This window comes from Bartonella queenslandensis, assembly GCF_018155095.1.
Classification (GTDB): domain Bacteria; phylum Pseudomonadota; class Alphaproteobacteria; order Rhizobiales; family Rhizobiaceae; genus Bartonella; species Bartonella queenslandensis_B.
Map to the genome: position 1 here is coordinate 310,484 of NZ_NAAI01000002.1, position 24,642 is coordinate 335,125.

Annotated in this window: 23 protein-coding genes and 1 pseudogene; 11 read left to right on the plus strand and 13 right to left on the minus strand. The window is 38.7% G+C overall.

The features are described 5' to 3' along the window. Positions 1-314: 314 nt before the first annotated feature. The 3 genes from B5V81_RS02490 to B5V81_RS02500 all read right to left on the minus strand — a co-directional run bounded on the left by B5V81_RS02490 (position 315) and on the right by B5V81_RS02500 (position 4,277). Positions 315-467: a DUF1127 domain-containing protein gene (locus B5V81_RS02490; protein ID WP_212111855.1), complete on the minus strand. Its 153-nt coding sequence runs from the start codon at positions 465-467 to the stop codon at positions 315-317. Between the two features lie 340 nt (positions 468-807). Then, the gene (gene purH, locus B5V81_RS02495) at positions 808-2,427 is read right to left on the minus strand and encodes a bifunctional phosphoribosylaminoimidazolecarboxamide formyltransferase/IMP cyclohydrolase (RefSeq protein ID WP_212111857.1); all 1,620 of its coding nucleotides are present in this window, start codon (positions 2,425-2,427) and stop codon (positions 808-810) included. 1,058 nt (positions 2,428-3,485) lie between these two features. Continuing rightward, positions 3,486-4,277, minus strand: coding sequence for an SURF1 family protein (locus tag B5V81_RS02500; RefSeq protein ID WP_212111860.1), 792 nt, complete (start codon positions 4,275-4,277; stop codon positions 3,486-3,488). Between the two features lie 286 nt (positions 4,278-4,563). Here B5V81_RS02500 and rpmB point away from each other — a divergent pair, with 286 nt between their 5' ends. After that, on the plus strand, positions 4,564-4,869 hold the full coding sequence (rpmB, locus tag B5V81_RS02505) for a 50S ribosomal protein L28 (RefSeq protein ID WP_039758803.1): 306 nt from the start codon (positions 4,564-4,566) through the stop codon (positions 4,867-4,869). Positions 4,870-4,992: 123 nt separating this feature from the next. Further along, complete coding sequence (locus tag B5V81_RS02510; RefSeq protein WP_212111862.1) at positions 4,993-5,676, plus strand: VUT family protein; 684 nt, start codon at positions 4,993-4,995, stop codon at positions 5,674-5,676. Positions 5,677-6,790: 1,114 nt separating this feature from the next. Here B5V81_RS02510 and cobT read toward each other — a convergent pair. The 3 genes from cobT to B5V81_RS02525 all read right to left on the minus strand — a co-directional run bounded on the left by cobT (position 6,791) and on the right by B5V81_RS02525 (position 10,514). Continuing rightward, positions 6,791-8,692 (minus strand): cobaltochelatase subunit CobT, encoded by a 1,902-nt coding sequence (cobT, locus tag B5V81_RS02515; RefSeq protein WP_212111864.1) that lies wholly within the window; start codon positions 8,690-8,692, stop codon positions 6,791-6,793. 15 nt (positions 8,693-8,707) lie between these two features. Further along, on the minus strand, positions 8,708-9,688 hold the full coding sequence (gene cobS, locus B5V81_RS02520; RefSeq protein WP_212111865.1) for a cobaltochelatase subunit CobS: 981 nt from the start codon (positions 9,686-9,688) through the stop codon (positions 8,708-8,710). 205 nt (positions 9,689-9,893) lie between these two features. After that, positions 9,894-10,514 carry a J domain-containing protein gene (locus tag B5V81_RS02525; RefSeq protein ID WP_212111866.1) on the minus strand — a complete coding sequence of 207 codons (621 nt, stop codon included), beginning with the start codon at positions 10,512-10,514 and terminating at the stop codon, positions 9,894-9,896. A gap of 124 nt (positions 10,515-10,638) precedes the next feature. On the opposite strand from B5V81_RS02525, the gene B5V81_RS02530 reads away from it, so the two are divergent. After that, entirely contained in the window at positions 10,639-10,911 is a 273-nt protein-coding gene (locus tag B5V81_RS02530; protein WP_212111869.1) for a BolA family protein, read from the plus strand. Between the two features lie 411 nt (positions 10,912-11,322). Then, a pseudogene (locus B5V81_RS02535) lies at positions 11,323-11,556 on the plus strand (Arm DNA-binding domain-containing protein); the annotation flags it as partial. Positions 11,557-11,877: 321 nt separating this feature from the next. Here B5V81_RS02535 and B5V81_RS02540 read toward each other — a convergent pair. Further along, a complete protein-coding gene (locus B5V81_RS02540) occupies positions 11,878-12,846 on the minus strand; it encodes a tyrosine recombinase XerC (RefSeq protein WP_212111873.1) in 969 nt (322 codons plus the stop codon). 3 nt (positions 12,847-12,849) lie between these two features. Next, on the minus strand, positions 12,850-13,671 hold the full coding sequence (locus B5V81_RS02545; RefSeq protein WP_212111875.1) for a SapC family protein: 822 nt from the start codon (positions 13,669-13,671) through the stop codon (positions 12,850-12,852). Between the two features lie 131 nt (positions 13,672-13,802). Between B5V81_RS02545 and rimM the strand changes: the two genes are divergently transcribed. The 7 genes from rimM (at position 13,803) to B5V81_RS02580 (ending at position 19,914) form a co-directional block, all read left to right on the plus strand. Beyond that, on the plus strand, positions 13,803-14,348 hold the full coding sequence (rimM, locus tag B5V81_RS02550; RefSeq protein WP_212111877.1) for a ribosome maturation factor RimM: 546 nt from the start codon (positions 13,803-13,805) through the stop codon (positions 14,346-14,348). A 287-nt stretch (positions 14,349-14,635) separates the two neighbouring features. Then, complete coding sequence (gene trmD / locus B5V81_RS02555) at positions 14,636-15,334, plus strand: tRNA (guanosine(37)-N1)-methyltransferase TrmD (RefSeq protein WP_212111879.1); 699 nt, start codon at positions 14,636-14,638, stop codon at positions 15,332-15,334. Between the two features lie 210 nt (positions 15,335-15,544). After that, a complete protein-coding gene (rplS, locus tag B5V81_RS02560) occupies positions 15,545-15,985 on the plus strand; it encodes a 50S ribosomal protein L19 (RefSeq protein WP_212111880.1) in 441 nt (146 codons plus the stop codon). 477 nt (positions 15,986-16,462) lie between these two features. Continuing rightward, positions 16,463-16,864: a succinate dehydrogenase, cytochrome b556 subunit gene (gene sdhC, locus B5V81_RS02565; RefSeq protein WP_212111881.1), complete on the plus strand. Its 402-nt coding sequence runs from the start codon at positions 16,463-16,465 to the stop codon at positions 16,862-16,864. A gap of 18 nt (positions 16,865-16,882) precedes the next feature. Continuing rightward, positions 16,883-17,269 (plus strand): succinate dehydrogenase, hydrophobic membrane anchor protein, encoded by a 387-nt coding sequence (gene sdhD / locus B5V81_RS02570; RefSeq protein WP_212111882.1) that lies wholly within the window; start codon positions 16,883-16,885, stop codon positions 17,267-17,269. A gap of 6 nt (positions 17,270-17,275) precedes the next feature. Then, positions 17,276-19,120: a succinate dehydrogenase flavoprotein subunit gene (sdhA, locus tag B5V81_RS02575; protein WP_212111884.1), complete on the plus strand. Its 1,845-nt coding sequence runs from the start codon at positions 17,276-17,278 to the stop codon at positions 19,118-19,120. 14 nt (positions 19,121-19,134) lie between these two features. Next, positions 19,135-19,914, plus strand: a complete 780-nt coding sequence (locus B5V81_RS02580; protein ID WP_212111886.1) for a succinate dehydrogenase iron-sulfur subunit — start codon at positions 19,135-19,137, stop codon at positions 19,912-19,914. A 758-nt stretch (positions 19,915-20,672) separates the two neighbouring features. Here the strand turns inward: B5V81_RS02580 and virB11 are convergent. From virB11 to B5V81_RS02605, 5 genes are read right to left on the minus strand one after another with little or no spacing between them, the layout of a single operon-like run. Then, positions 20,673-21,734, minus strand: coding sequence for a P-type DNA transfer ATPase VirB11 (gene virB11, locus B5V81_RS02585; RefSeq protein ID WP_212111888.1), 1,062 nt, complete (start codon positions 21,732-21,734; stop codon positions 20,673-20,675). Continuing rightward, on the minus strand, positions 21,709-22,857 hold the full coding sequence (gene virB10 / locus B5V81_RS02590) for a type IV secretion system protein VirB10 (RefSeq protein ID WP_212111890.1): 1,149 nt from the start codon (positions 22,855-22,857) through the stop codon (positions 21,709-21,711). Before virB10 ends, virB11 begins: the two co-directional genes overlap by 26 nt. After that, entirely contained in the window at positions 22,857-23,663 is an 807-nt protein-coding gene (virB9, locus tag B5V81_RS02595) for a P-type conjugative transfer protein VirB9 (protein ID WP_212111891.1), read from the minus strand. Before virB9 ends, virB10 begins: the two co-directional genes overlap by 1 nt. Positions 23,664-23,676: 13 nt before the next feature. Continuing rightward, positions 23,677-24,378, minus strand: a complete 702-nt coding sequence (locus B5V81_RS02600) for a VirB8 family type IV secretion system protein (RefSeq protein ID WP_212111892.1) — start codon at positions 24,376-24,378, stop codon at positions 23,677-23,679. Further along, positions 24,375-24,518 carry a TrwH protein gene (locus B5V81_RS02605; protein WP_212111893.1) on the minus strand — a complete coding sequence of 48 codons (144 nt, stop codon included), beginning with the start codon at positions 24,516-24,518 and terminating at the stop codon, positions 24,375-24,377. Before B5V81_RS02605 ends, B5V81_RS02600 begins: the two co-directional genes overlap by 4 nt. Between the last annotated feature and the right edge of the window lie 124 nt (positions 24,519-24,642).

A 24,642-nucleotide genomic window follows, 5' to 3' on the forward strand; every position in this document is an offset into this window, starting at 1 on the left:
ACACTCCTCGCTTGTAGCGTGTAAGAGATATGCTTTCTCTGATTTAATATAAACAGACTTTGAATAAGAGAATCCATACAGGAGAGTCTCTCATCCCATGTGCAAAATAATGGACACACTTGATAAATCAAAAATTATTCATCACCGAAACATTGAGAATTCAAGAAACAACATCGCACCAAAGCTTCAGGAAAAAATCCCTTCTTCTTTGTATTATCATTTAACAATTAAGCGATAAAAACCCGCCTCAAACTGTTTGTTTCTTTATAGCAAAGCGTCTCTTCAAATTCTCAAATATTCTTCAAACAACTTCTTTAGAAAGATTTACGCGAATAGCGGCGTGCAACTGCATCAATATCACCTCGACAAATGCCAAGATCATTGAGTTCATACGTCGAAAGACGACTCAACGCATTAACAGTCCGACGATAACGGCGCCAATTACTATAAGAACGTAGAATATTCATATCCTGTACTCAAACTTTGTTACACTCTTTAGTTTAAGAATAGAACATATTACTAAAAAAAGTTGTGCTATAATGTCATAACAGGTATGCATCTAAACATAAGAAAACTCCCTTTAACATTTGTCTCATGTGAAAGGGCGACCACTAAAGCCATTGGTATTTTATCTCTAAAACAATGGCTAAATTATGTGCATTTTCTGCTGTGATCATTTCTCCATGACACGTAGATTCTCTGGATTGAATAACTGCTTCTATTTCAATGGTTATCAATCGACATATGATTTATGAAAAACTCCTTGAAACGGTTATCTCATCTGAAGAGGAAATCACCCAAATTATATTAATGACGGAAATGTCGTATTCCTGTAAAAACCATCGCTAAATCTTGCTCATCAGCAGCAGTGATAACTTCTTCATCACGCATGGAGCCTCCTGGTTGAATAACGGCTGTTGCTCCTGCTGCAGCTGCTGCTAATAAACCATCTGCAAAAGGAAAAAATGCATCGGATGCAACCACGGATCCTTTTGTGAGCGTTTCTGTTAAGCCTGCTCTTTGCGCACTTTCTGCTGCTTTACTTGCAGCAATTTTTGCTGAATCGATACGGCTCATTTGTCCAGCTCCAATTCCAACTGTTGCGCTATTTTTCGCGTAAACAATAGCATTTGATTTAACGTGTTTTGCGACACGAAAAGCAAATTGAAGATCACGCATTTCATCTTGAGTTGGTGCTCGCTTTGTCACCACTTGCAATTTAAGATCATCAACCACCACATTATCCCGTGATTGCACTAAAATGCCTCCTGCAAGTGTTTTCGCAAGAAGTCCTCCACTACGTGGATCAGGGATACCACCTGTAATGAGCAAACGAAGATTCTTTTTCTTGGCAATAACTTCACGTGCCGCCATTGTCGCATCAGGAGCAATAATCACTTCCGTAAAAATTTTAACAATCTCTTCGGCACATTCTTCATCAAGGGTTTGATTTAAAGCAACAATTCCACCAAAAGCCGATACATTATCACACATAAGAGCTTTCAAATAAGCTTCTTTCAAATTTTCTCCTTCTGCAACACCGCAAGGATTGGCATGTTTAATAAGAGCAACAGCAGCGGTTTTTTGCGGATCAAATTCTGCCACAAGCTCAAAGGCGGCATCTGTATCATTCAGATTGTTATAAGAGAGCGCTTTGCCTTGTAAAAGTTTTGCTGTTGCGATTCCAAAACGTTTTTCATTATTGCGATAAAATGCCGCCTGTTGATGGGGATTTTCCCCATAGCGCATAACACTTTCAAGATGGCCAGAAAAACTCTGCCATGAGGGTGTTTCGATTTTTAAATCCTGTGCAAACCACGCTGCTATTGCTGTGTCATAAGCTGCGGTGTGCGCATACGCACGCATTGCTAACTGGTGACGCATGGATAAGCTTAAACACCCATTATGCTGTTTTAATTCGGCTAGAATCGAATCATAGTCATTTATCGCTGTTACAACACCGGTATAAGCATAATTTTTTGCCGCAGCGCGAATCATTGCCGGTCCACCGATATCAATATTTTCAAGAATTGTTTGCGCATCGGCTCCCGATTGGATCGTTTCTTCAAAAGGATAAAGGTTCACCACCAAAAGATCAATTCCATGAATGCTGTTCTTTTCCATAGCTTCCCTATGGCTAGGATTTTCTCTTACCCCTAACAAAGCACCATGAATCAAAGGATGGAGTGTTTTTACACGCCCATCCATTATTTCAGGAAATCCAGTAACTTCAGCAACATCTTTTACGGGTAAACCAGCCGCTATAAGGGTTTTGGCTGTTCCTCCTGTTGAAATCAATTCAACATTGTAAATCGCATGAAGGGCTTGTGCAAATGCAACCACCCCCGTTTTATCAGACACAGAAAGAAGAACACGACGAACCCGATGAAGATCAGGTATGGGAAAATTTTTGGCAACAACACCCATAACAAAAGCCTTAAAAATGAAAGAGTTAAAATTCAAACAAAACAAACTTATACGCTTATAGCAAAAGCCTTTAGCAAAATACACTGAAAGGATAAACTGTCTTTTTTAAAATATATGATGACTCACCTTGTTTTATTATCCTGTAAAAATACCCATCATTTGAGATGTGGTGATCGGTATAAAAGCCTCATTGACACATTAAATGTTTTTTTTGGTTTCTTATAACGCAACATCTCATCTTTACAGCGGGGTTGAAACATAAAACGCATCCATATGTTCTCTTCTTATTAGCTTGTGTATGTAAGATGAAGGCAAGAATATCGCATATATTCATTTGAGTTATCTCTAAAATGGAAAATAATCAGCAAGAATATAAAATTTATAATAGTAAAATCGCTTGCTCATTTTTCTTTTATGTTTTTCAAAAGCATTTATGACAATATTTTTAATAGAGTGGTTTTTTTAGAGCAGAAATAACAGATCGCCTCACATTTTTGTACATGACGTTTTTAATAAGATTACACTCTTCATGCAAAATAAAATGTTATCATATCGCGAATTTGTGCGCATTGATTTTAAAAAAGGATTTTTCAATGAATCAACTTCTATTTTATGGTAGTCTTGTGAAGAGTGTCGTGTAAATCTTTCGTAAATGGTATAATAGATCCATTGTATCTATATTTAAAGACGCAAATCAGGACAGCCATTCTCTTTATCCGTTTTCAATATTTTAATAACTCTTGCTTTAACAAGACTTAGCCTTTGAGATGGAAAAGGTGTTGAGTTTTTTATTTTAATAACTTTATCCCTATGGCTCTTTGCTTGTGGGGCGTAAGAGAATGATTTTGCGGCTTTTTAGTCAGAAGATTTTCAGTGCAAGAGTGTTATAGATATCTGAGGTTTTAATTTATAAAATGATAGAATTATTATTATAAATCAAATAATTGATTTTTAAAAACAAATGTTGTTATGTGTAAACTCTCAATATAATAGCGTTAAGATATGCTTTATTGTGAAGCATATGAATGATTATATTATGGGGGAAGGTGTTTTTGCTGTTATTTTTTTAGTTCTTTTTGCTTTAGCAGAAAAAGAAAAGCGCCCAGTACACCCGCAGCTAAAATAAACCATGTGATTGCGTAAACAAGATGATTATTTCGAAAGTGGATAATGGTCAGACCAGCGATGGGAAGTTTTGCTTGTGGAGATGTTTTTCTGGCATCAATGAAATAAGGGGCAACAGTGGACAGACCAAGTTTTTCCGCCATAGCAGGAAGATCACGCGTATACCACACATTTTTGTCAGGATTATTTCTGCGTGGAAAAAATCCATTTTTTTCACTCATACGTAATAAACCGATGATTGTTGTTTGTTCTGTGTTTTTGGTAGAATCTTGCTGAGATGAGGTATTTGTATGTGATTGCTCTGAGTGTTGAAAATTGCTACGTTCGTCCATGGGGACGAAGCCACGGTTGATAAAGGTTAGTGTGTTGTCAACGGTTTGTAAAGGAGTCAAAACCCAGTAGCCCGTAGTGTTTTGAGCAGCAGCAGTAACAAAAATGTTTTTATCTGTTAAAAGTGTTCCTGTGATAACAACAGGTTGATATTCATTTTTTTCAAAAGTAACATCTGCCCATCGATTTTTTTGGGGGGCTGTTATGGGGGGTAAGTGAACACGCTGATTGGCACTGGTGATAAGATTTGTTTTCCAGTTTAACCGTTGTACTTGCCATATGCCTAATGCACTGAAGAGAAGAAAAAAACAAATGCATAAAGTTCCAAACAAAAGAGAAGAAAAGCAACAAGAATTTCCCTGATGCTTTGCCATGGCGGGTTCTTTTTTGTTCATGATTTATGCTTCCTTTCAGGATAATATGCTTTTATTCTAACATGGTATACCTTAAAAAAAAGCATTTTGTACGCTTTCGGGTGGAATTTGTGTGCCTTTATTGCGGAAAAAGATGAAGGATGAAACAGCAAGAGATGAAAAAGGTTTTATAAAAGACTTGACCTTTTGTTGTCGACCCCCTATTAGAAAGAAAATTCCCGATGATACCTGTTCAAGGCCGCATTGTGTGTTATGTTCTTTAGGGTATAGGGGATTGAAAGTTTCTTAGAGTTTAAGGGTGAAGTTTATGTCTCGTGCATGTGAATTGACAGGGAAAACGGTTCTGTATGGTAATAATGTGAGTCATGCGAATAATAAGACTCGGCGTCGTTTTTTACCAAATCTTTGCAATGTGACGTTGATTTCAGAGGTGTTACAGCAAAGTTATCGCTTGCGCATTTCAGCAAATGCATTGCGTTCTGTTGAGCACCGTGGTGGTCTTGATGGATTTTTGGTTAAAGCCGATGACAAAGAGTTATCGCAACGTGCGCGCTTATTAAAACGCCAAATCGTTAAGAAGAAAGCTGAGCAAGAAGCTGGAAAAGCAGCCTAGTTCTTAGCGTTATTGTTTTTGGTTTATGAATGATTTGATTGTTATTCTCTATCCTAAAAGTGCGTTTTTAGGATTTTTTCTTCTTAGATTATTTTATTGGTTCCATACCCCAGGTTAAAAAAAATGTTTTTAAGCGGTCTTTTATTAGAACAGCAAAAGAAAAGGTATGTCGTTTTTTCTATTTTAGCGATGTGTCTTGCGGTCACTGTTTCTAATATTTTGGTTCAATATCCTGTCTATTGGTTTGGTTTGAATGAGCTGTTGACTTATGGCGCTTTTACTTATCCATTTGCCTTTCTAATCAACGATTTAACTAATCGTTTTTATGGTCCATCTGCTGCGCGGCGTGTGGTTTATGCCGGTTTTTTTGCCGGTGTTTTTGTTTCTTGGATATTGGCGACTCCGCGACTGGCAATTGCTTCTAGTTTGGCATTTTTATTTGGGCAACTCCTTGATATTGTTGTTTTTACGCCTTTGCGACGGAAAACGTGGTGGAAAGCACCTTTAGCAGCGGCGTTGGTTGGTTCGGCGTTGGATACGGTGTTGTTTTTTTCTCTTGCTTTTTCGAGTTCTTTTGCCGTTCTTGATAAGATAACAGGGTATGCTGATAGTTCACTGGTGGAGAGTACTGTTTTGGGAGGGATAGGCATGCCAGTTTGGCTCTCACTTGCTTTTGGCGATTTTTGCGTAAAAATTGTTATGAGTCTGTTTATGCTGATTCCTTATGGGACAATCCTTAACATTGTGAAGGTTCCTCTTTATCAAAGTCATTCAAAGGATGATTCCTCTTTTGCTTGTAACAAATAATAGTCTTTATTTTCTGTAAAGCTTAAGAAAATTTCCATTATCTTAGGTATCCGACAGGCAAGCGTTGATTGAGAAAATTTATTGCTTCATGGCTTATGTGAGAGGCCTAGATGTTTCTCTCATTTCAAGACACTTGTTGTTAGGAAGCAATAAAAGTTATTTATTTATAATTTCATAAAAAATGGGTGAATAAGCACTCTTTGAAAGAGGTTAAAAATACCTTCTTATAAACTACATTGATGTAAAAGAAATTTCATTTTTGTGTTGTTAATTTATTGAATTTATAATGATAACTCATCGTTTTGCACCATAAGAAAACTGCATATAATTACCTTCGCGTATTGTAAATCTTCTTATACTGAATTTAAGCTCTTCTTCGTGTATCAAAAGAAAGGGTGATATGCGGATAAATACCCTTTGAGAGGATGCAAAATGCGTTTTTATGAGTCGTTTCAATATAAAAGAAATTGTCGTTGGTTGCTATCAATGTGTTGATTTATGTCAAAATATTAAAAGTTGGAAAATAGAGCTATTTGCATAGGTAAAGATGATTGTGTTGGATTATATTTTATGTAATACATTAATTTATAAGGATAATTCATCTTTTTATATGTTGAATGAAAACCTTAAATATTGTAAGAAACCTTTCGTTTCAATCTCTTTTAATATGGCTGCAATCAAAAGTATCTCTCTTGCATATGGCAAGCGAGGGAAGCCCGTGTAGATAAAAAACATAAACATTAAAGAAAAGACAAAAATGCCTCTTAATGAATCACTTCAAATGCTAAAGCTTGTTGTGATATTGGGATGGGCAGGCACAATAATAGTATCGGTTTTTTCTGTATGGGTGTAAAAATGGTGATACTTAATGGATTTTACACAAAAGATCATTCATAGGCGCTTTTGTGCAATAAGCTTGGAAGTAAGCCGAAATTTTTTTTAATAGGACCATGCTTTCCAGTACCGTTTGTCATGTGTAAGAAAATAGTTGTGATTGATTCAATCTGGGACGAATTTAAAATAAAGAAATCCTGCGGTATGCAGGGGTCTCATTCAAGTTGAAAAAATGATAGATTATCATTATAAATCAATATATTGTTGATTTAAAGTGGGTTTATTTTTTATAAAGTTGAGGTGTTTTATCACTAAAAAGTGCTTCTAATTGTTTTGTTATGGCGTCGGCGAGTTCTTCAGCATTCATAATGGTTACAGCACGTTGATAATAACGTGTGACGTCATGACCAATTCCAATGGCAATGAGCTCGATAGGGGAATGTGTTTGGATTTCCTGAATCACTGCGCGTAGATGTTTTTCTAGATAATTACTCGAGTTGACCGATAGTGTTGAATCGTCAACAGGGGCACCATCAGAAATGACCATGAGAATACGACGTTGTTCACGCCGTGATAAAAGGCGTTGATGCGCCCAAATCAAAGCTTCTCCGTCGATATTTTCTTTTAATAATCCTTCTTGCATCATCAAACCTAAATTGCGCCGTGCTCTACGCCATGGCATATCAGCACTTTTATAGATGATATGACATAAATCATTAAGACGTCCAGGATGATTAGGCTTATGTTGCTCAAGCCATTTTTCGCGTGATTTTCCTCCTTTCCAAGTTTTGGTGGTAAAACCTAAAATTTCAACTTTAACACCACAACGTTCAAGAGTTTGTGCTAAAATATCGGTACAACTTGCCGCAACAATAATGGGACGTCCGCGCATTGATCCAGAATTATCAATAAGGAGTGAAACAACTGTATCCCGAAATTGGGTATTGTTTTCCATTTTAAAAGAAAGGGGTTGCATGGGATCAATAATCAGACGTGGAAGTCGTGCTGTATCAAGATATCCTTCTTCAAGGTCAAAGTTCCAGTTGCGATTTTGTTGTGCCATAAGGCGGCGTTGGAGACGGTTTGCTAAACGTCCCACAATGTTTTGAAGATGATTGGCTTGTTTATCAAGATAACGGCGTAAGTGATCTAACTCGTTTTCAGAACAAAAATCTGTTGCTTCCAAAACTTCATCAAATTGACGCGTAAATATTTTATAATTGCCAAGTTTTTCCATTTGTTCTGAATCGGCAAAAAGACGTTTGGGTTTGTTTGGCTTTTCTTGCCAAGGTCCATTTTTTTGTTCGCCGTCAGCTTGATCATTGTTATTTGAGTGTGTTGTTTGTGCTTTTCCTTCGTCTTGCACATCACTTTCTTGTTCAGTGCTCGTTTGTTCTTCACTTTGAGCGTGTTTTTTATTTTTACTTTCTTCTTCGGTTGCTTGGTCTTGAGGTTCACACGCGTTTTTTAATTTTTTATTGTTTTCGCTGTCAGAAGTTTCGTTTTGTTGCACTGTCATTTGGAGTGTAACAAGCATTTGGTGAACGATCTTTGCAAAAGCCTGTTGATTGTAAATGTGATGGGTAAGTTCATTAAGTTCTGCTGCGGCTTTTTGTTCGAGTTCTTGGCGCCAAAATTCTAAAACAAGACCTGCTTCCTTTGGGGCAGCGCGCTTTGTTATTTTTTCGCGTAATAAAAGAGCTATCGCTTCTTGGATAGGGGCTTCACTTTGGTTGCTAATTTTTTCATAATGGGCTCTTTTGTATTTATCGGCGATCATGACATCAAGGTTTTTCGCAAGCCCTTTCATGGCTAAAGCACCAATTGCTTCAACACGTGTTTGTTCAAGGGCATCAAAGACAGCCCGTGCTTCTGATTCTAGAGGAGAAAATTGCATGTGAATGCGGCTATCATGCAATGCTTTGCGCAGAGCCATGGAATCACCTAATCCGCGGGTAATCATGATATCTTGATCTGTTGCATGTTGTGGTAATTCTGGTAGACGTGCACAATTTTCGCTCAAAGATGGCCTGTTGTGGCTAAAAGAAACTTCTAGCTGCGATGTACCAGAAATGGCACGCATACAGGTGGAAAGAGCTTTCTTAAAAGCTTCATGATTAAGCGTATTGGAGGGAGGATTGTTTGTTAAATTTTTTCTGTTGTCGTCAGGGTCGATCGCCATAATTGACATATTCCTTTAAGACAAGACACCCTGCATAAGTGATTCGGGAAGCTCTTGTCCAAAGGCGCGTTGATAAAATTCTGCGACAGTGGCACGCTCGAGTTCATCACATTTATTGAGAAAAGTTAACCGAAAGGCAATGCCAACATCTTGAAAAATTGTGGTATTTTCTGCCCAAGTAATGACAGTTCGCGGGCTCATGACTGTTGAAAGGTCTCCATTGATAAAAGCTTGGCGGACCATATCAGCAACGTGAACCATTTGTGAAATTGTCTTTTTTCCCTCAGCCGTTTGAAACGATTTGACCTTTGAACAAACAATATCAACTTCTTTATCATGGGGTAAATAATTGAGTATCGCGACAATAGACCAGCGGTCCATTTGAGCTTGATTGATCTGTTGGGTACCATGATAGAGCCCTGTTGTATCGCCAAGACCAATGGTATTGGCTGTTGCAAAAAGACGAAATGCTGGATGAGGAGAAATAACACGGCTTTGATCAAGCAAGCTTAGTTTTCCAGAGGTTTCAAGAACACGTTGGATGACAAACATAACATCGGGACGGCCCGCATCATATTCATCAAAAACAAGAGCAATATTGTTTTGATAAGCCCATGGCAAAATACCCTCTTTAAATTCAGTGATTTGCAAGCCATCTTTTAAAACAATAGCGTCTTTCCCTACAAGGTCGATACGGCTTACATGACTGTCGAGGTTAATCCGAAGACAAGGCCAATTGAGACGGGCAGAAACCTGTTCAATATGCGTTGATTTCCCTGTTCCGTGATAGCCGGAAATCATGACTCGGCGGTTAAAGGTAAAGCCTGCGAGAATCGCTAAAGTTGTTTGCGGATCAAAAAGATAATCGGGGTCAATATCAGGAACATGGAGGCTTTTTGTACTAAAAGCAGGGATTTTCATATCTGTTTCAATATGAAATAGATCACGAGCGCAAAGTATAAGATCGGGTGTATTTTCAACGGTAAGATTTGTCATGATATTTCTGGAAGGGAAAGGACGCTATTTATCTCATGAGAAAACGATACAAGAGTTAGAGCATTTATGCAATGCTCTATAACGAGAGGCTTAGAGATGAAGGAAGATTGTTTCCACGTATTCTATAATGTTTTATAAAGATAAGAATGTTTTATGCAAAGAGTAACGATCTCAATGAGAATGGGTTCATATAAGTGCGTATTTTTTAGCATAAACCAGATTTTTTGAGCAAATTATAAGCATGCAAAACATCGCGAAAGCGCTCTTCTGAAGCACGATTACCCCCATTGGAATCAGGGTGGTGTTTTTTTACCAACTCTTTATATTTCATTTTGATATCTTCTGCTGAAGCGTTCGCTTGTAAGCCCAGTGTATCAAAAGCTTTGGCTTCTAAAGGTTTTAATTTTCGTGAGAAATTATTTTTTGAATGCTGCTCAGTAAAAAGTGTAAAAGGATCACGCATACGATTTTGATAGGCCGCTGTTCCAGAGCGAATCTTTGCATAATTGGCTGCTGTTTTTTTCAATGTACCATTGCTAAGATCTGTCGGCCATGTTGGACGATGTCCTGTGAGAGCATCCTTTTGGAATTTGGCGATATCTTGGTTGCTAAGACCAGAGAAGTAATTAAAATTTTTATTATAGGCACGCACGTGCTCAATACAAAAATGTAGATATTGCCCTTCGTGATTTCGACCTGCAGGTGCTTTATGGGTCCCAGTTTTTTCACAACCTTCCCACTGACACTGTTGCGCTTCTGCTTCAGATTTTTGTTTTTTATTTGAGCTTATGCGAATTGAATCGAATAATTTAGATGTTATTGTCATATTCTTGATTTATGCAAAATTGATTAATTTTACAAGAATTGACTTTTGAAAAATTTGTTTTCACACTTATGTGATTATGAAAAAGGTGTATTCTTGCACTTTGCATTTTGTTAAGGAATGAAAAATGTCTGTAGAAACAATAATCAAGAGAAAGCTTCAAGATGCTTTTCATCCGCAGAAACTTGAAGTGATTAACGAGAGTCATCTGCATGAGGGGCATCCTCATAATGAGCATGCTTTTGATGGTAAAGGAGAAACACATTTTCGAGTGAAAATGTTATCTTCTTCTTTTTCCAATATGACACGCGTAGAAATTCATCGAGCGATTTATAAAGTTTTAAAAGAAGAACTGGCTACTTGTGTCCATGCCTTGGCACTCGAGGTTGAAAAGATTTAATTTTTTTCTTAAAAAATTTTTTAAAGCGGTTTTTTTGTTTAAAGAAACATCTCTTTATACTTCTTACACCCATTTCGCGACGGTGTCCGTGAATGGTAGAAGGGGAATCCTTCTATGAAGTGTATAAAATCTATTGAGCACTCCCTCTTTACGCTTCATAAAAAAGCAAGCTACACGATCACACACTTTTCCAGTTTATGGGTATTGCACGGTTTTTAGCGTTTAAAATGATTCAGGCAAGATATTGATTTATATAGATAATCTAGCGTTATTCATATTGAATGAGAGTCCCGAATAACGTAAGATTCTCTCATTTCAAACCTGCTTATCTTGAATCAATAAAAACCACTCCCTTGCACGTTATAAGCGGGATGAGTGTGTGGATAAAATTTGTATAAGAAAGGACTAAAAATGGCTCTTATGAACCGTCTTAAGTGCCAAGATCTGTCACAACACCTACGGGCTGGCAAATATAATGATGGGGCTGGCTTGTTACTTCATAAGCGTAAAGATGGAAGTACTCAATGGATTTTACGGTATACCCTTCACGGGCGCCGTCATGAAATGGGCTTGGGTACCTTAAGAAATGTTTCTTTAAAAAAAGCCCGTGAATTAGCAAATCAATGGCGTTCTGTTTTACATAAGAGGCATGCCTTGTCTGTAAAGTTTTTCCTATAGTCCACTTGCTTATGATGCGTGCAAGAAAGAGGTTTTGATTGATTCGACTTTTATTAATTCGACAGGGAACAGATTTGAAATGAGAGAATTTTACGATATTCAAGGTTCTATTCAATATAAAGAATGCTATATTATTGCTATAAATTAAAGCATTGTTGTTTTTCAGATATGACGCGCGTCGAAATTCATCGAGCGATTTTATCCTTGTTTTAAAAGAAGAGTGAGCGATTTGTGTCTAAACTTTGGCACTTGAGGTTGAAACGCTTTAATTTTTTTGATGAGACATTTTTAAGAACGAGGATGGGCCTTTTGATAAATTTCCAACAAATGATCTGTATCGACATGGGTATAGGTTTGTGTGGTGGAAAGACTAGCGTGTCCAAGAAGTTCTTGAATTGTTCGCAAATCTCCTCCCCGTGATAAAAGATGGGTGGCAAAAGAATGGCGCAGTGTATGAGGGGTGGCCGTTTCTGGTAACCCGAGACTTGTCCGTAAATTGCGGACGGTTTTCTGGATAATGGCGGGCTGTAGGGGACCACCTCGCGCACCACGAAAGAGAGGTTGGTTTTCTATTAAAGGATATGGGCAACATTTGAGATAATTTTGTACGGCTTCGTAAACAATTTTGATGAGAGGAACAAGGCGTGTTTTGCCTCCTTTTCCTGTTATGAATAAACTTGTTTTTTTAGGATCAGAAAATTGTTCTGGTGTGAGGCTTAAGGCTTCTGATATGCGCATTCCACAGCCATAGAGAAGCATGAGGACAGCAGCATTACGAGCGTTAATCCAAGGTTCGTTTTCTCGTTGATTTTCTTGTTTAACGACGCGGAGAGCTGATGGTATCGCTAAAGGTTTTGGAAGCGATTTTGGATGTTTAGGGCTTCGGATCAGTTGAGCAGCGGGAATATTGACGATTCCTTCGCGGGATAGATATTTGAAAAAAGAACGGATGCCTGCTACCCCGCGGCTTAAAGAGCGAGCACTGATATTGTTTGTACGTCGATAAGCAAGATAAGCACGCAAGTCACTGACACGTAAATGAGCAAGATCTGTAAGGGTTGGTGCTTGATTGAAGTGTTGACAGAGAAAAGATAAAAATTGTCGCGTATCACGTTCATAGGCTTGCGCTGTTTGTGCGGACATACGGCGTGTTTTTACAAGACACTCTAACCAGCTTTCCCTTGCGGTTAAAACCGCAGGGGCTGCTGGAATGAGAGGACTATTTTCATCTTTTCTTTTGTCGTTTTTGATGGACATTATTTAGTTGAGGGTTTCTTTCTTTTTAGATTGTTCATCGTCAGAATGACCATTTTTACTGTCGAGCTTTTCCTCATGATTGATAAGTTGCTTTTCACCTTTAAGAGAGAGTATTTTTAAAAGATTATGCGTTGACATCAAATGTGCAAAAATTAATCCTAAAAAGCCGTTTTTATGAAGTTTGGCAAGTTGGCTTGCTGAGAGTTTGTTCAGTTTTTCTTCATCAACAACCCAAAAATTTTCTAATTGTGCTGAGAGACCTTTATCGTTTTTCACATTGATTGATTTTTGACTGAGAAGATCCATTTCTACCAACGCATCAATAAATTCAGAGGTTTTCTCCATAGCGATTTTAAAACTTTCAAGAAAACGAATACGTTCTTCCATAAAAGGAGAAATAGAACCATCGGAATTAAAAAGTTCTGTTCCCGCAACTTCATTAAACATCCCTGACTGTTGATCAAAGCAAACAGAAAGTTCTTTTTCATTGCTCAGTTGTGCCAAAACAAAAGGATAGCGACGGACAAAAGCTGGAACATAAGTATTGTTTTTCCAACTTTTATCAGAGGCTATATAGTCATTTTCGTCGTTAGAAAGACCAACAAGAGCAGCGGATGTATAGTGCCGTTTTTTTTGTTCATCTTCGGCGCACATAAACAAAATAGGATAGTCTAGTGCTGCTTGAAAGTATTCAGTACTTGCTAAAGGAACCCAGTGCGTATCTTTAGCAAAAGACATATCACTTGGAGGGGCAAATTTTAGGTTTTTATGGGAAACTTTATTGATTGGCGTGATATCTTTGTAAAATAGCATAATATTTGCCATAAGACTTTCTCCTTTATTAATTTGTTTTTGTTACCAAGAAAAGTCTTTTGAGAAGATTGTTTCATAAGGCAACAAGATTGAATAGAAATGATTAAGATTGAGGGTTCATTTTTGAGAGATAATATTTTTGCATGAAGTATAATAAAGAAAAGCTTAAAAATAAAGTCTATCTTGCCATTATTGGTATGCCTCATGGTATAAGAGGGGATGTTTTTGTTAAAATTCTAAGTGCCGATCCACAGCGCTTCAAATCTTACGGGACTCTTTATGATGATATGGGGCGTTCTTATGAAATTTTAACTCTTCGCATACAAAAAAATAACGCGATTGTCCGTTTTAAAGGGGTGGAAAATCGTAATGCTGCTGAGTCTTTAAAAGGTATTCGCCTTTATGTGATGCGTGATCAATTGATTGATGATTTGATGGAAGATGAGTTTTATCAAGTCGATTTAATAGGCTTGTGTGTGCAAGAATATGGGGGAAAAGTTTTAGGTGAAGTGTGCGGTTTTTATAATTTCGGGGCTGGTGATTTGCTTGAAATACGTTTGAATATAGGTAAAAGAGTCCTTATTCCTTTTAGTAAGGTGGCGGTACCAGAAATTTGTATAGATTCTGGTTTCCTTATTGTTAATCCCATGGCCGCTGGCCTGAGCGATGGGCGAGAAAGTGATCAATGAGAAAATGGCTTGAATCTAAAAAAAATAAAAAATGGAAAATATTAAAAAGGCAAGTGATTCAAAGAGGAGGGGGTTTGGTGTTTTGATTTCTAAATGTTTTTTGGACTTTTAGAGGGGACGTGGAAGGGATAGTCTTTATTTTAAAGTGTAAGTATTGAAGAGAGGGATAGGATCGAATATGGCTGCAGAGAGAAGAGATTTATGTTAACGCTATAGCGTTATTTGGGTCCGGTTTGTGCTGTTTTTGCTAAGAGTCTGTTTAAGAAAATGAGGATGAAAAAATAAAAATGAAATTTCAGACGCGCGTTTTAACTCTTTATCCTGAAATGTTTCCTGGTTTTTTAGGATATTCTTTAGCAGGGCAAGCTTTAGAACGCGGAATCTGGTCACTGGAGACAGTGCAGATTAGAGATTTTGCTTTGGATAAACACCATAGCGTTGATGATACACCTGCTGGTGGGGGGGCTGGTATGGTGATGCGGGCCGATGTATTGGCAGCTGCGCTTGATCATTGTCCACAGGATTCGCCAAGACTATTGATGAGTCCACGTGGGCGCCCTTTTGATCAAGCTTATGCGCGTCGTTTGGCTGACGATTCAGGCATAACATTGGTTTGTGGACGTTTTGAAGGCGTTGATGAGCGAGTCATAGAAGCACGGGAATTAGAGGAAGTCTCTATTGGTGATTATATTCTTTCAGGGGGTGAAACCGCCGCGTTGGTTATCTTAGATGCTATTATACGTCTTCTCCCCGGTGTGATGGGGAATAAAGCTTCTGCAAAGTGTGAAAGTTTTGAAAATGGTTTGTTGGAACATCCGCAATACACGCGTCCTTCTCTTTTCGAAGGACGTGAGATTCCGCCCGTGTTAACCTCAGGTCATCACAAGGCGATTGCAGATTGGCGTCAAAGCCAAGCCGAATTGTTAACACGTCAACGTCGTCCTGATCTTTATGCGCGTTATGATAAAAATCGTCAGAAAACTTGATTCATATGATAAGGTGGTGTATGGCATGGCTCTCTTTTTTAGAGAGTTTTTAATAAAAGGTTTTCTGTAATTCCAAAATTAAAATGAAGGAATGGTGTATTCGCTCCTGTGTAAGGCATAGCCTAAAGAGCATCTTATTTGTAGTACAAGGCTTTTTGGGTAAGAGTTGAGCGCTCTGACTGTTCGATAAAAAACATGAAGGATAAAAAGATGAATATTATCGCACAGCTTGAAGCTGAACAATGTGCAAAAATTGAAGAAAAACGCCAATTTCCAGCCTTTAAACCAGGAGATACAGTCCGTGTCATGGTGCGTGTGACGGAAGGTACGCGGACACGTGTTCAGGCTTATGAAGGGGTTTGTATTGCGCGTTCAGGTGGCGGGTTGAATGAGACTTTTACAGTCCGCAAGATTTCTTATGGTGAAGGAGTGGAACGGGTATTTCCTGTTTATTCACCTTTGATTGAAGCTGTTGAGCTGGTGCGTCGTGGTAAAGTACGTCGGGCAAAACTCTATTATCTTCGTGGTTTGAGAGGTAAAGCTGCTCGTATTGCTGAAAAGAGAGATTATCGAAAAAAAGATGAAAAGGGCGTTGAGAGAGTAGAAACAACCCCTGTAAGCGCAAATGTTGAAACGCAAATTGCTGAGTAAAAATTATATCGTTAAACTTTATACAAAAGCGGCTTTTATGCCGCTTAATTTGTGTCTTTTATGATTCGTTTTGTCATTGATAAAGGCCTAGAGGGGATGTGAAAATGTTTAATCTATCTAAATTTTGTCTCTTTTTTTATTCTTAATAATGGGTGAGGGGCAGGATATCATTGCACATGTCGTGGATATTCAAACGGAATAAGTATCGTTTGAAAAAATGTCTGTTTGTATTTGAGAAAAGATTTTAGACCTTTGACGTGAAGATAAAAGTGTATTAGATTAAGGCGAGTTTTGCGGATCATATCCGTGGAGTAATCGGTTTTTTTATGCGTGACCTTTAATCCGTTATTTGAGACAACCGACCTGTAATATCGGTATCTTGAGATGCCAAACAAGTGAAAACGAGAGAGTATGTTTAGTCGTTTTGTGCGAATTTTCTCGTTCATTGCGGTTGCCAAAACCAGGTCAGGATATTTTATGACAGAGACAACTAGGATCAAAGAACGCCCTCGTTCCCCTCATATCAGTATTTATCGTTGGACAATTACTATGGCCATGTCCATTGCGCACCGCATTACGGGTATGGCCCTTTATGTTGGAACGGTTTTTCTTGCTGTTTGGTTAATTGCTATTGCGTGTGGCGAAGAGACATTTAGAACAGTTTATGAAATTTATAGTTCTTGGTTTGGATTGTGTATTTTGTTTCTTTATACTTTGGCAGGGGTTCATCACATGGTTGGCGGTGTTCGCCACATCGTTTGGGATCTGAAGCCTTGCCTTTTGGAAAAAGAAAAGGCAACAGTCACGGCTTGGGCGACAGTGTTTATTTCTCTTATTGTTACTTTTGCGATTTGGATTGTTGGATATACCGTTGTTTAACTGGGGGTGAAAAGAGATATGAAAAAAGATTTTCGAACGGAACTTGGAAAAGTACGGGGGCGTGGAAGTGCTCATGAAGGAACAGAGCATTTTTGGCTAGAGCGTTTGACAGGCTTTATCAATCTACCACTTTTGACATTTTTGATTGTTCTTATTCTTTCGCTTGTAGGAAAGGATTATACTATTGTGCGTGCAAGACTTGCACATCCTATTGTTGCTATTTTGATGGGATTGATGACTTTTTCACTCCTTTATCATATGAAACTTGGTATGCAGGTGGTGATTGAAGATTATATTCCACGCGAAGGTTTTCGGTTATTCTTTTTGATATTAAATATTTTGTTTTGTTTTTTCATAGGTGGTGTCATTATTTTTTCTCTTTTGAAAATTGCATTAGGGGGTTAAACAAATATGGCGGGTACAAGGTCATCTTTGGGCACTAGAGCAGGTAATGCCCCTTATTGCACTGTAGATCATAAATTTGATGTTGTTGTTGTTGGGGCCGGTGGTGCAGGATTACGTGCAACACTGGGTATGGCAGAACAAGGATTAAAGACAGCTTGTATTACGAAGGTTTTTCCAACGCGCTCACACACGGTTGCAGCACAAGGGGGGATTGCCGCATCGCTTTCAAATATGGGACCTGACAATTGGCAGTGGCATTTATATGATACCGTGAAAGGTTCTGACTGGTTGGGCGATACCGATGCAATGGAATATTTGGTGCGTAATGCACCCGCTGCTGTATATGAATTAGAGCATTATGGCGTTCCTTTTTCGCGAACGCAAGAAGGCAAAATTTATCAACGTCCTTTTGGTGGACATACGACACAATTTGGTGAAGGTCCACCTGTTCAGCGTACTTGCGCAGCCGCTGATCGTACAGGACATGCTATTTTGCATACCCTTTATGGACAAAGCTTAAAGCATAATGCGCAATTTTTTATCGAATATTTTGCACTCGATCTCATCATGACGGATGGGGTGTGCACGGGGGTTGTGGCGTGGAATCTCGATGATGGTACCATACACCGTTTTTCTGCCAAAATGGTGGTTCTTGCAACGGGTGGTTATGGACGTGCTTATTTTTCTGCGACATCGGCGCATACTTGTACGGGTGATGGTGGTGGAATGATCGCACGGACTGGATTACCACTTCAGGATATGGAATTTGTGCAATTCCATCCGACAGGAATTTATGGCTCTGGCTGTCTCATTACAGAAGGAGCTCGTGGTGAGGGAGGCTATTTAATCAATTCTGAAGGTGAACGCTTTATGGAGCGCTATGCACCTTCCTTTAAGGATTTAGCTTCACGTGATTTGGTTTCACGTTGTATCACGCTTGAAATTCGTGAAGGGCGTGGCGTTGGACCTAAGAAGGATCATATTCATTTGGTTCTCAATCATATTGATCCTGCAATCTTGCACGAGCGTTTACCAGGGATTTCAGAATCAGCACGCATATTTGCAGGGGTGGATGTAACAAAAGAACCTATCCCCATTTTGCCAACGGTTCATTATAACATGGGGGGAATTCCTACCAACTACTACGGAGAAGTTCTTAATCCAACAGCTGATTCGCCTGATCGTATTCAACCAGGGCTGATGGCGGTAGGAGAAGCAGGATGTGCTTCTGTTCATGGAGCTAACCGCTTGGGATCAAACTCATTGATTGATCTTGTGGTCTTCGGGCGCGCTGCTGCTATTCGCGCGGGTGAAGTTATTGATCGGAATGCTGAAATTCCACCTTTGAATGAAGAAGCGGTTGATGAAATTATGGCCCGTTTTGATCGTTTGCGTTTTGCACAAGGAGCCATACCAACAGCCGTATTGCGTGAAAAAATGCAGCGCACGATGCAAGAAGATGCAGCAGTCTTCCGTACAGAAGATTCTTTGAAACAGGGTTGTCAACGGATGAATAAAATCTGGGGGGAATTCTCTGATATTAAAGTCACAGATCGCTCTCTGATATGGAATTCTGATTTGGTTGAAACATTAGAGCTTGAAAATCTCATGGCGAATGCAATCATGACTGTTCATTCTGCTGAAGCACGTTTAGAAAGCCGTGGCGCTCACGCTCGTGAAGATTATCCAGAGCGTGATGATAAAAATTGGCGAAAACATACGCTTTCATATTTGTCAAAAGAAGGTAAGGTTACTTTATCCTATCGACCTGTCCATGTGGACCCATTAACATCTGAAGCTGATGGTGGGATCGATTTAAAGCGTATTGCACCTAAAAAACGGGTTTATTAAGGGGAGAATGAAATATGGTACAAATTAAGCTTCCCAAAAATTCTCAAGTAAAACCGGGAAAGGTTTGGCCTAAACCTGAAGGTGCTACAAAGCTGACGGAATTTCACGTGTATCGTTGGTCGCCTGATGATGAGAAAAATCCTCATCTAGATACTTATTATGTAGATCGTTCTGCTTGTGGTCCTATGATTCTTGATGGGCTTTTATTTATTAAAAATCATATTGATCCAACTTTAACACTTCGCCGATCATGCCGTGAAGGTATCTGTGGTTCATGTGCGATGAATATTGATGGGACTAATACGTTGGCGTGTACCAAAGGTATGGATGATGTAAAACATCCCATTAAGGTCTATCCTTTGCCTTCCATGCCGGTTGTTAAAGATTTGGTTCCTGATTTAAAGCGCTTTTATGCACAACACCGTGTCATTGAGCCTTGGTTGCAAACAGTTTCTCCTGAACCTGCAAAAGAGTGGTTACAAAGTCACTCTGATCGCCAAAAAATCGATGGTCTTTATGAGTGTATTTTATGTGCGTGTTGTCAGACATCATGTCCAAGTTATTGGTGGAACGGTGATCGTTATTTAGGCCCTGCCGTTTTGCTTCAAGCTTATCGCTGGATTGCGGATTCACGTGACGAGATGTGCGGTGAACGTCTTGATAATTTAGAAGATCCTTTCCGCCTGTATCGCTGTCATACGATTATGAATTGTACGCAAACTTGTCCAAAGGGATTAAATCCAGCAAAAGCGATTGCTGAAATTAAAAAACTCATGGTTGAACGCCGCCTTTAAAGAATTACTCATGAATGAAAGTAAAGGTCAAAGTTAGAAATGGTATGTACCTTTAGGAATTTAACCTTTAAGAGTGCATGATCCTCTTATGAGAGTGCCCTGTAACTATAATCATTCTAAAAGCGAAATCCCCCCTAAAAATGAAGTCATTCGTGTAGAAAAAATCCTTGCAGTGGCATGGGCTTAAGAAAGCTTAGGGTTTATTTCTATCTTTGCAAAGTAACCAATTTTGTCGAAAAAAATCGATAGGTTGCTATACATTCTATTCTTGAATAGAATGTGATTTATAGATGTAAAAGCAGAATGATCGTGTATTTATATGAGATTCTCTTTATCTGAAAACTGTTTGGATAAAAAATATATATTTTGATTACTTAAAATAAGCTTTTGTCTTGATAATGATAATAATTGGTTGTGTTCGGTAACTGTTTCATGAATCTCTTAATTTTTAGGCAAATCAAAATTTATTCTTTTCTTTTTGTTCAAATAGTTATTTTGTCGTCATTTTTTTCTTTTGTGCATCAAATATACATTTTCAAAATAAATAGAGAGTATGCTCAAAGGTAAAAGAATAGAGCTTAATATGCGATTTTGTTTTCTTGTGAAGTTGTTGTCTGTTCACTTTTTTCTTTTTTCATGAAGAGTGTAGAAAATACATTAGAGAAGCAAAGAGAAGAGGGGATGCTAAATAAAAAAGCCGTAACAATCGGTTACGGCTCTTTTTGTCTATGTGCTATTATCGAGAGAGAAAACCTCTTTTAAGCGATTTTTGATTTAGCAAAAATCGGGTCGTAAAAAACTTCAGAAAGTTTTCTATCTTTAAAGAACAACACAACATCAACTGTTGTGTAAAGGACGATCTTTATCATTTCTAGCTCGAGTCGGCGACCAACCTCTGATCTTTTAATCAATGTAGCACATCGCTCAAATGTCTGCAAAGCACTGTTGGCGTGCGTCGTTGTGATCGATCCTGGATGACCCGTGTTGAGTGAATTGAGATATTCCCATGCTTCATCGCCTCGTAATTCAGCAAGAAAAATTCGGTCAGGTGATTGACGCATACATGCATCTAGACATTCTTCAGCTGAAACACGACCCACATTATTACCATAAATCATATTTACACGATTAGGATGATTGGGTAGAAAAAGTTCATGAACATCTTCAATCGTAATAATACGCTCTTCTACAGGGACTTTTTCAATGAGCGAGCGGGCAAATGTTGTTTTACCAGATCCTGTCTTGCCTGCAATAATAATGTTGCGTTTATGAAGGACACATTCTTCCAAAAATTCAAGAATTTTTCCTTCACGTTTACGTTGTAAGAGTTGAATTTCAAATGGTTCCAACCGTGTGAAGTCATGCTTCAATAAGAAGTTGTTGGCTTCTTTTGCTGAAGGTTTATTAAAACTTACATCGGAAAAATCATCGAAAGTCCCTTCTTCTTTGAGTTCTTCTAATGTTTTAACTATGAGAGAATGTTTACGAATTACAAAGGAAAGAGTACCATCAACAACAGCTGGCGTTTGGATAATTGTACCACGTTGTCCACCAGGCAAGAGCACATAATTAATACTTCTGGGAGCCATACCGTTATAAACGATAATAGCTGTAATAAGCGTTTGCAAAAAAGCTGTTGTTAACTCCGGTACGCTATGGACCTGCCACCCGTTGAAGCTTTTTGTCCATACTTCACAGGGGCGGCAGATCGATAATTCAGTGATCTTCGGATCTTCTAAGAAACGATCAAGCGGTTGCAGAAGCTGAGAAACTGCTTGATCTTTTTGTATCGGGTTAACGTGTGACGAGACTGTAGACATCGCTGAAATCCAGATCACGAGCAACAAAAATATTCACTCGTTCGCCTTGGTGTTTGTAAAGTGTTGGTGTTATATTGATCGAATTTTGAATAACATCGTTTACTATAAGTTCTGCATTATGAGCCCCTTGAGGTTGCGCATTCTCTTTGTTTTCTTTGCTACTTTTATTAATATTAACTTTATTTTTCACCCATTCTCCTAAATCACCGATGATACTTACCATAATTGCGCCACTAAATCGCTCCCAAAAGTGTCTATCAATCCAGCCACCGATACCTGCTTCACCAAGAGGGCCGGTTCCAGGTGAGTCAAGATTTACAACAACACCAGAAGGCGTTTCAATACGTAACCATTGCACAAACACACGTGTTTGTCCTTGCTGTAAGCCACTTTGGTAAAAACCAACGACTTTAGAACCACGATCGAGCAAAACAACACGTCCACTTGTAGAATAAATATCACGTGTTAGATGGCATGTCGTCATCCCTGGTTGTGACGTGATGATTTTTGTTTCCAATGTACAATCTATTTGCGTTCCTTGGGTAATTAAGAGATCACGGTTACGAAGTTGCACCGCATGTGATTGACCTAAACGTACAGGTTGGAGATTTAATGCACCACTGTTGTCATTCGATGCTTGATTTGTCTCCGTAGATCCTTCACTCCCACCATTGTTAAGACTAGAACTGAGCATACGTTTGCGCGCTAATTCTTCAGAATCTTGAATCATATGTGGGGGAACGGTTGTTTGAAGAAGCTTAGCCAAGGCTGGTGAAATATCTAAGCTTGAGTCTTCAGTTGGCGTTGATTTTTCTGATTCTTCTACAAGCTTTGGCTCTTCTATAACCCGCGGGGTATAGCTTGGTATAATTTGCTGTACCGTTTGTTGCGGTTTTTCTTCCTCAATTTCTACGGTATTACGCATTTTAAAAGCTTTCCAAGTCAAAGCAATCGGTACTGCTACGATGACAATAAGTCCTACTATTAACAATACACGGGTACCTGGAATTGTCGGACGGTGCTCTGAACCTAGTTCGGAGCTTCCATAGGCATTTTCAATATGTTTTTGCTCTATATTGTCCAGTTTTCTGCCCTTTTCATCTCCTTCCTTATTGTCAAACATTATTTTCCTCCTTTATTTATGCGATAAACCACCGAAGATACTGTTCCTGTTGTATTTGGTACACCATGGGGATCATAGGCTTCGTTAAAAACAGCTAAAGCGCGTTTACCAAGTCGTATGAGCCATTTAGGATTAACCTTATGAACGGCGATAATATCATTAGAACTGCCGATGACGGTGCGTGGTATTAAGCTTTCATTCCCTTCAGCGTCTACGACATAAATTGATGGCATATCCATGTTAGCGGGAAACTTGAAGTAAGTAATACGTCCATTGTCCCAAGCATTGATCGGAGCAATATCTTGATGACCGCTCATGGTATAACTGAGATTATAGCCTTTTACACTTTGGTGAAAACCGCGTTCAATCGCAAGGCGTCGGCTGTTCTCTTCTGACTTTTCATCGTTTGAATCAGGATAATGAAAAGCCAATTCATAGGTTGATCCTGCACGGTCATTTCGAAATTGTAGTCGGAATTTGTAACTCCGTTTGTCCGTTACAACGATGAGGTTGGTATTGGCAAGTTCTGCTTTTGGTTTAATAAAAATATGCCGTCCTTTATGAGCAAAGGCATAGGCTTCTGAATCACCAAAAGCATGAGTGATATACTGCTCACCTTCTTCAAGAATAATATGTGTTGCTACACCAAGAACTGTTTCAATTTGAACTACATCGGCTTCATTATATGTTATATAGCGAATGCGGTGATCATATTGTGAATTTGATGGACTTTTGAGCGCCTGCACAGGTACCGTATAAAGAGAAGAAAATGAAGATAATAAAACAACAAATGCAAGTTTTTTCATAACAATCAAATCCTTAATCATTCAACAGCATTTCTGGGTCAGTACGGTAACTTGTTACTTGAAAACCAAGGGGGTTAAGCAATCGATCAGATGACTTCATGGGTGCACCGACATAGGTATAACCAATTGTTGCAATCTGGTGCTGTTTTGGTCCAGTAGAAGCACCGCTGCTGTCAAGTTGCTGAGTGGTAAAACGTACAGTTGCTTGACCGAGTCCATTAGGTTGGATTGACCGTACCTTAACTGTGATACGTGCTTTGTTGGAAAGCACTTTATCCCGTGCACTTTCCCCATCATAGATTTTATAATATTCTTGTTGAACAGCAGCTGCGCTTAAAAGTGCTGTTGTGTCATAGTTTAGTTGAATGGTATCATAGTCATAAGTTTCACGATTAAGTATATATTGGTTGAGCCAATATCTATCTACAACTTCACCATAACTTTCCTCGTGCTCGCGCATAACTGAGATAACATCAACAGCACCTGTTGTGTTGTCAACGCGCAACACTAAAGGTGTAGGCGCTGGTTGAGAAAATCCAACGACGCCACATATCATACCGAATAAGCCAAAAAGACCAACAGCACCCGCTACACGCCATGCTGTTCTGCGTGACCTTATAAATTCATTTATGAGATCCCGTTCTAGACCACGGCTTTCTTCGTAATAATTGCTAAGTTGTTCGGCTTTCACTGGTTTTGCTTGTTTTGTTTTCATCTGTCTCCTCGCTTGATTTCGGCAGGGATTGTTTTATTAATAGGCACACGGTTTCTATCATTGGGTTGTTTTAGCTTTGGTGCTAACGCACAAGCCGATAAAATGTTTGCAATCAAAATTATAAGAATGATATTTTTCATATTAATATTACTCTTTATTTATTGTTAGATTTATCCTAACATTTTTTGTCATTATTGCTATTTTGAATATAAAGTAAAGCGTATAGTTTGCGATAATTTATCTTTTCTTAATTTCAGTTTTTAA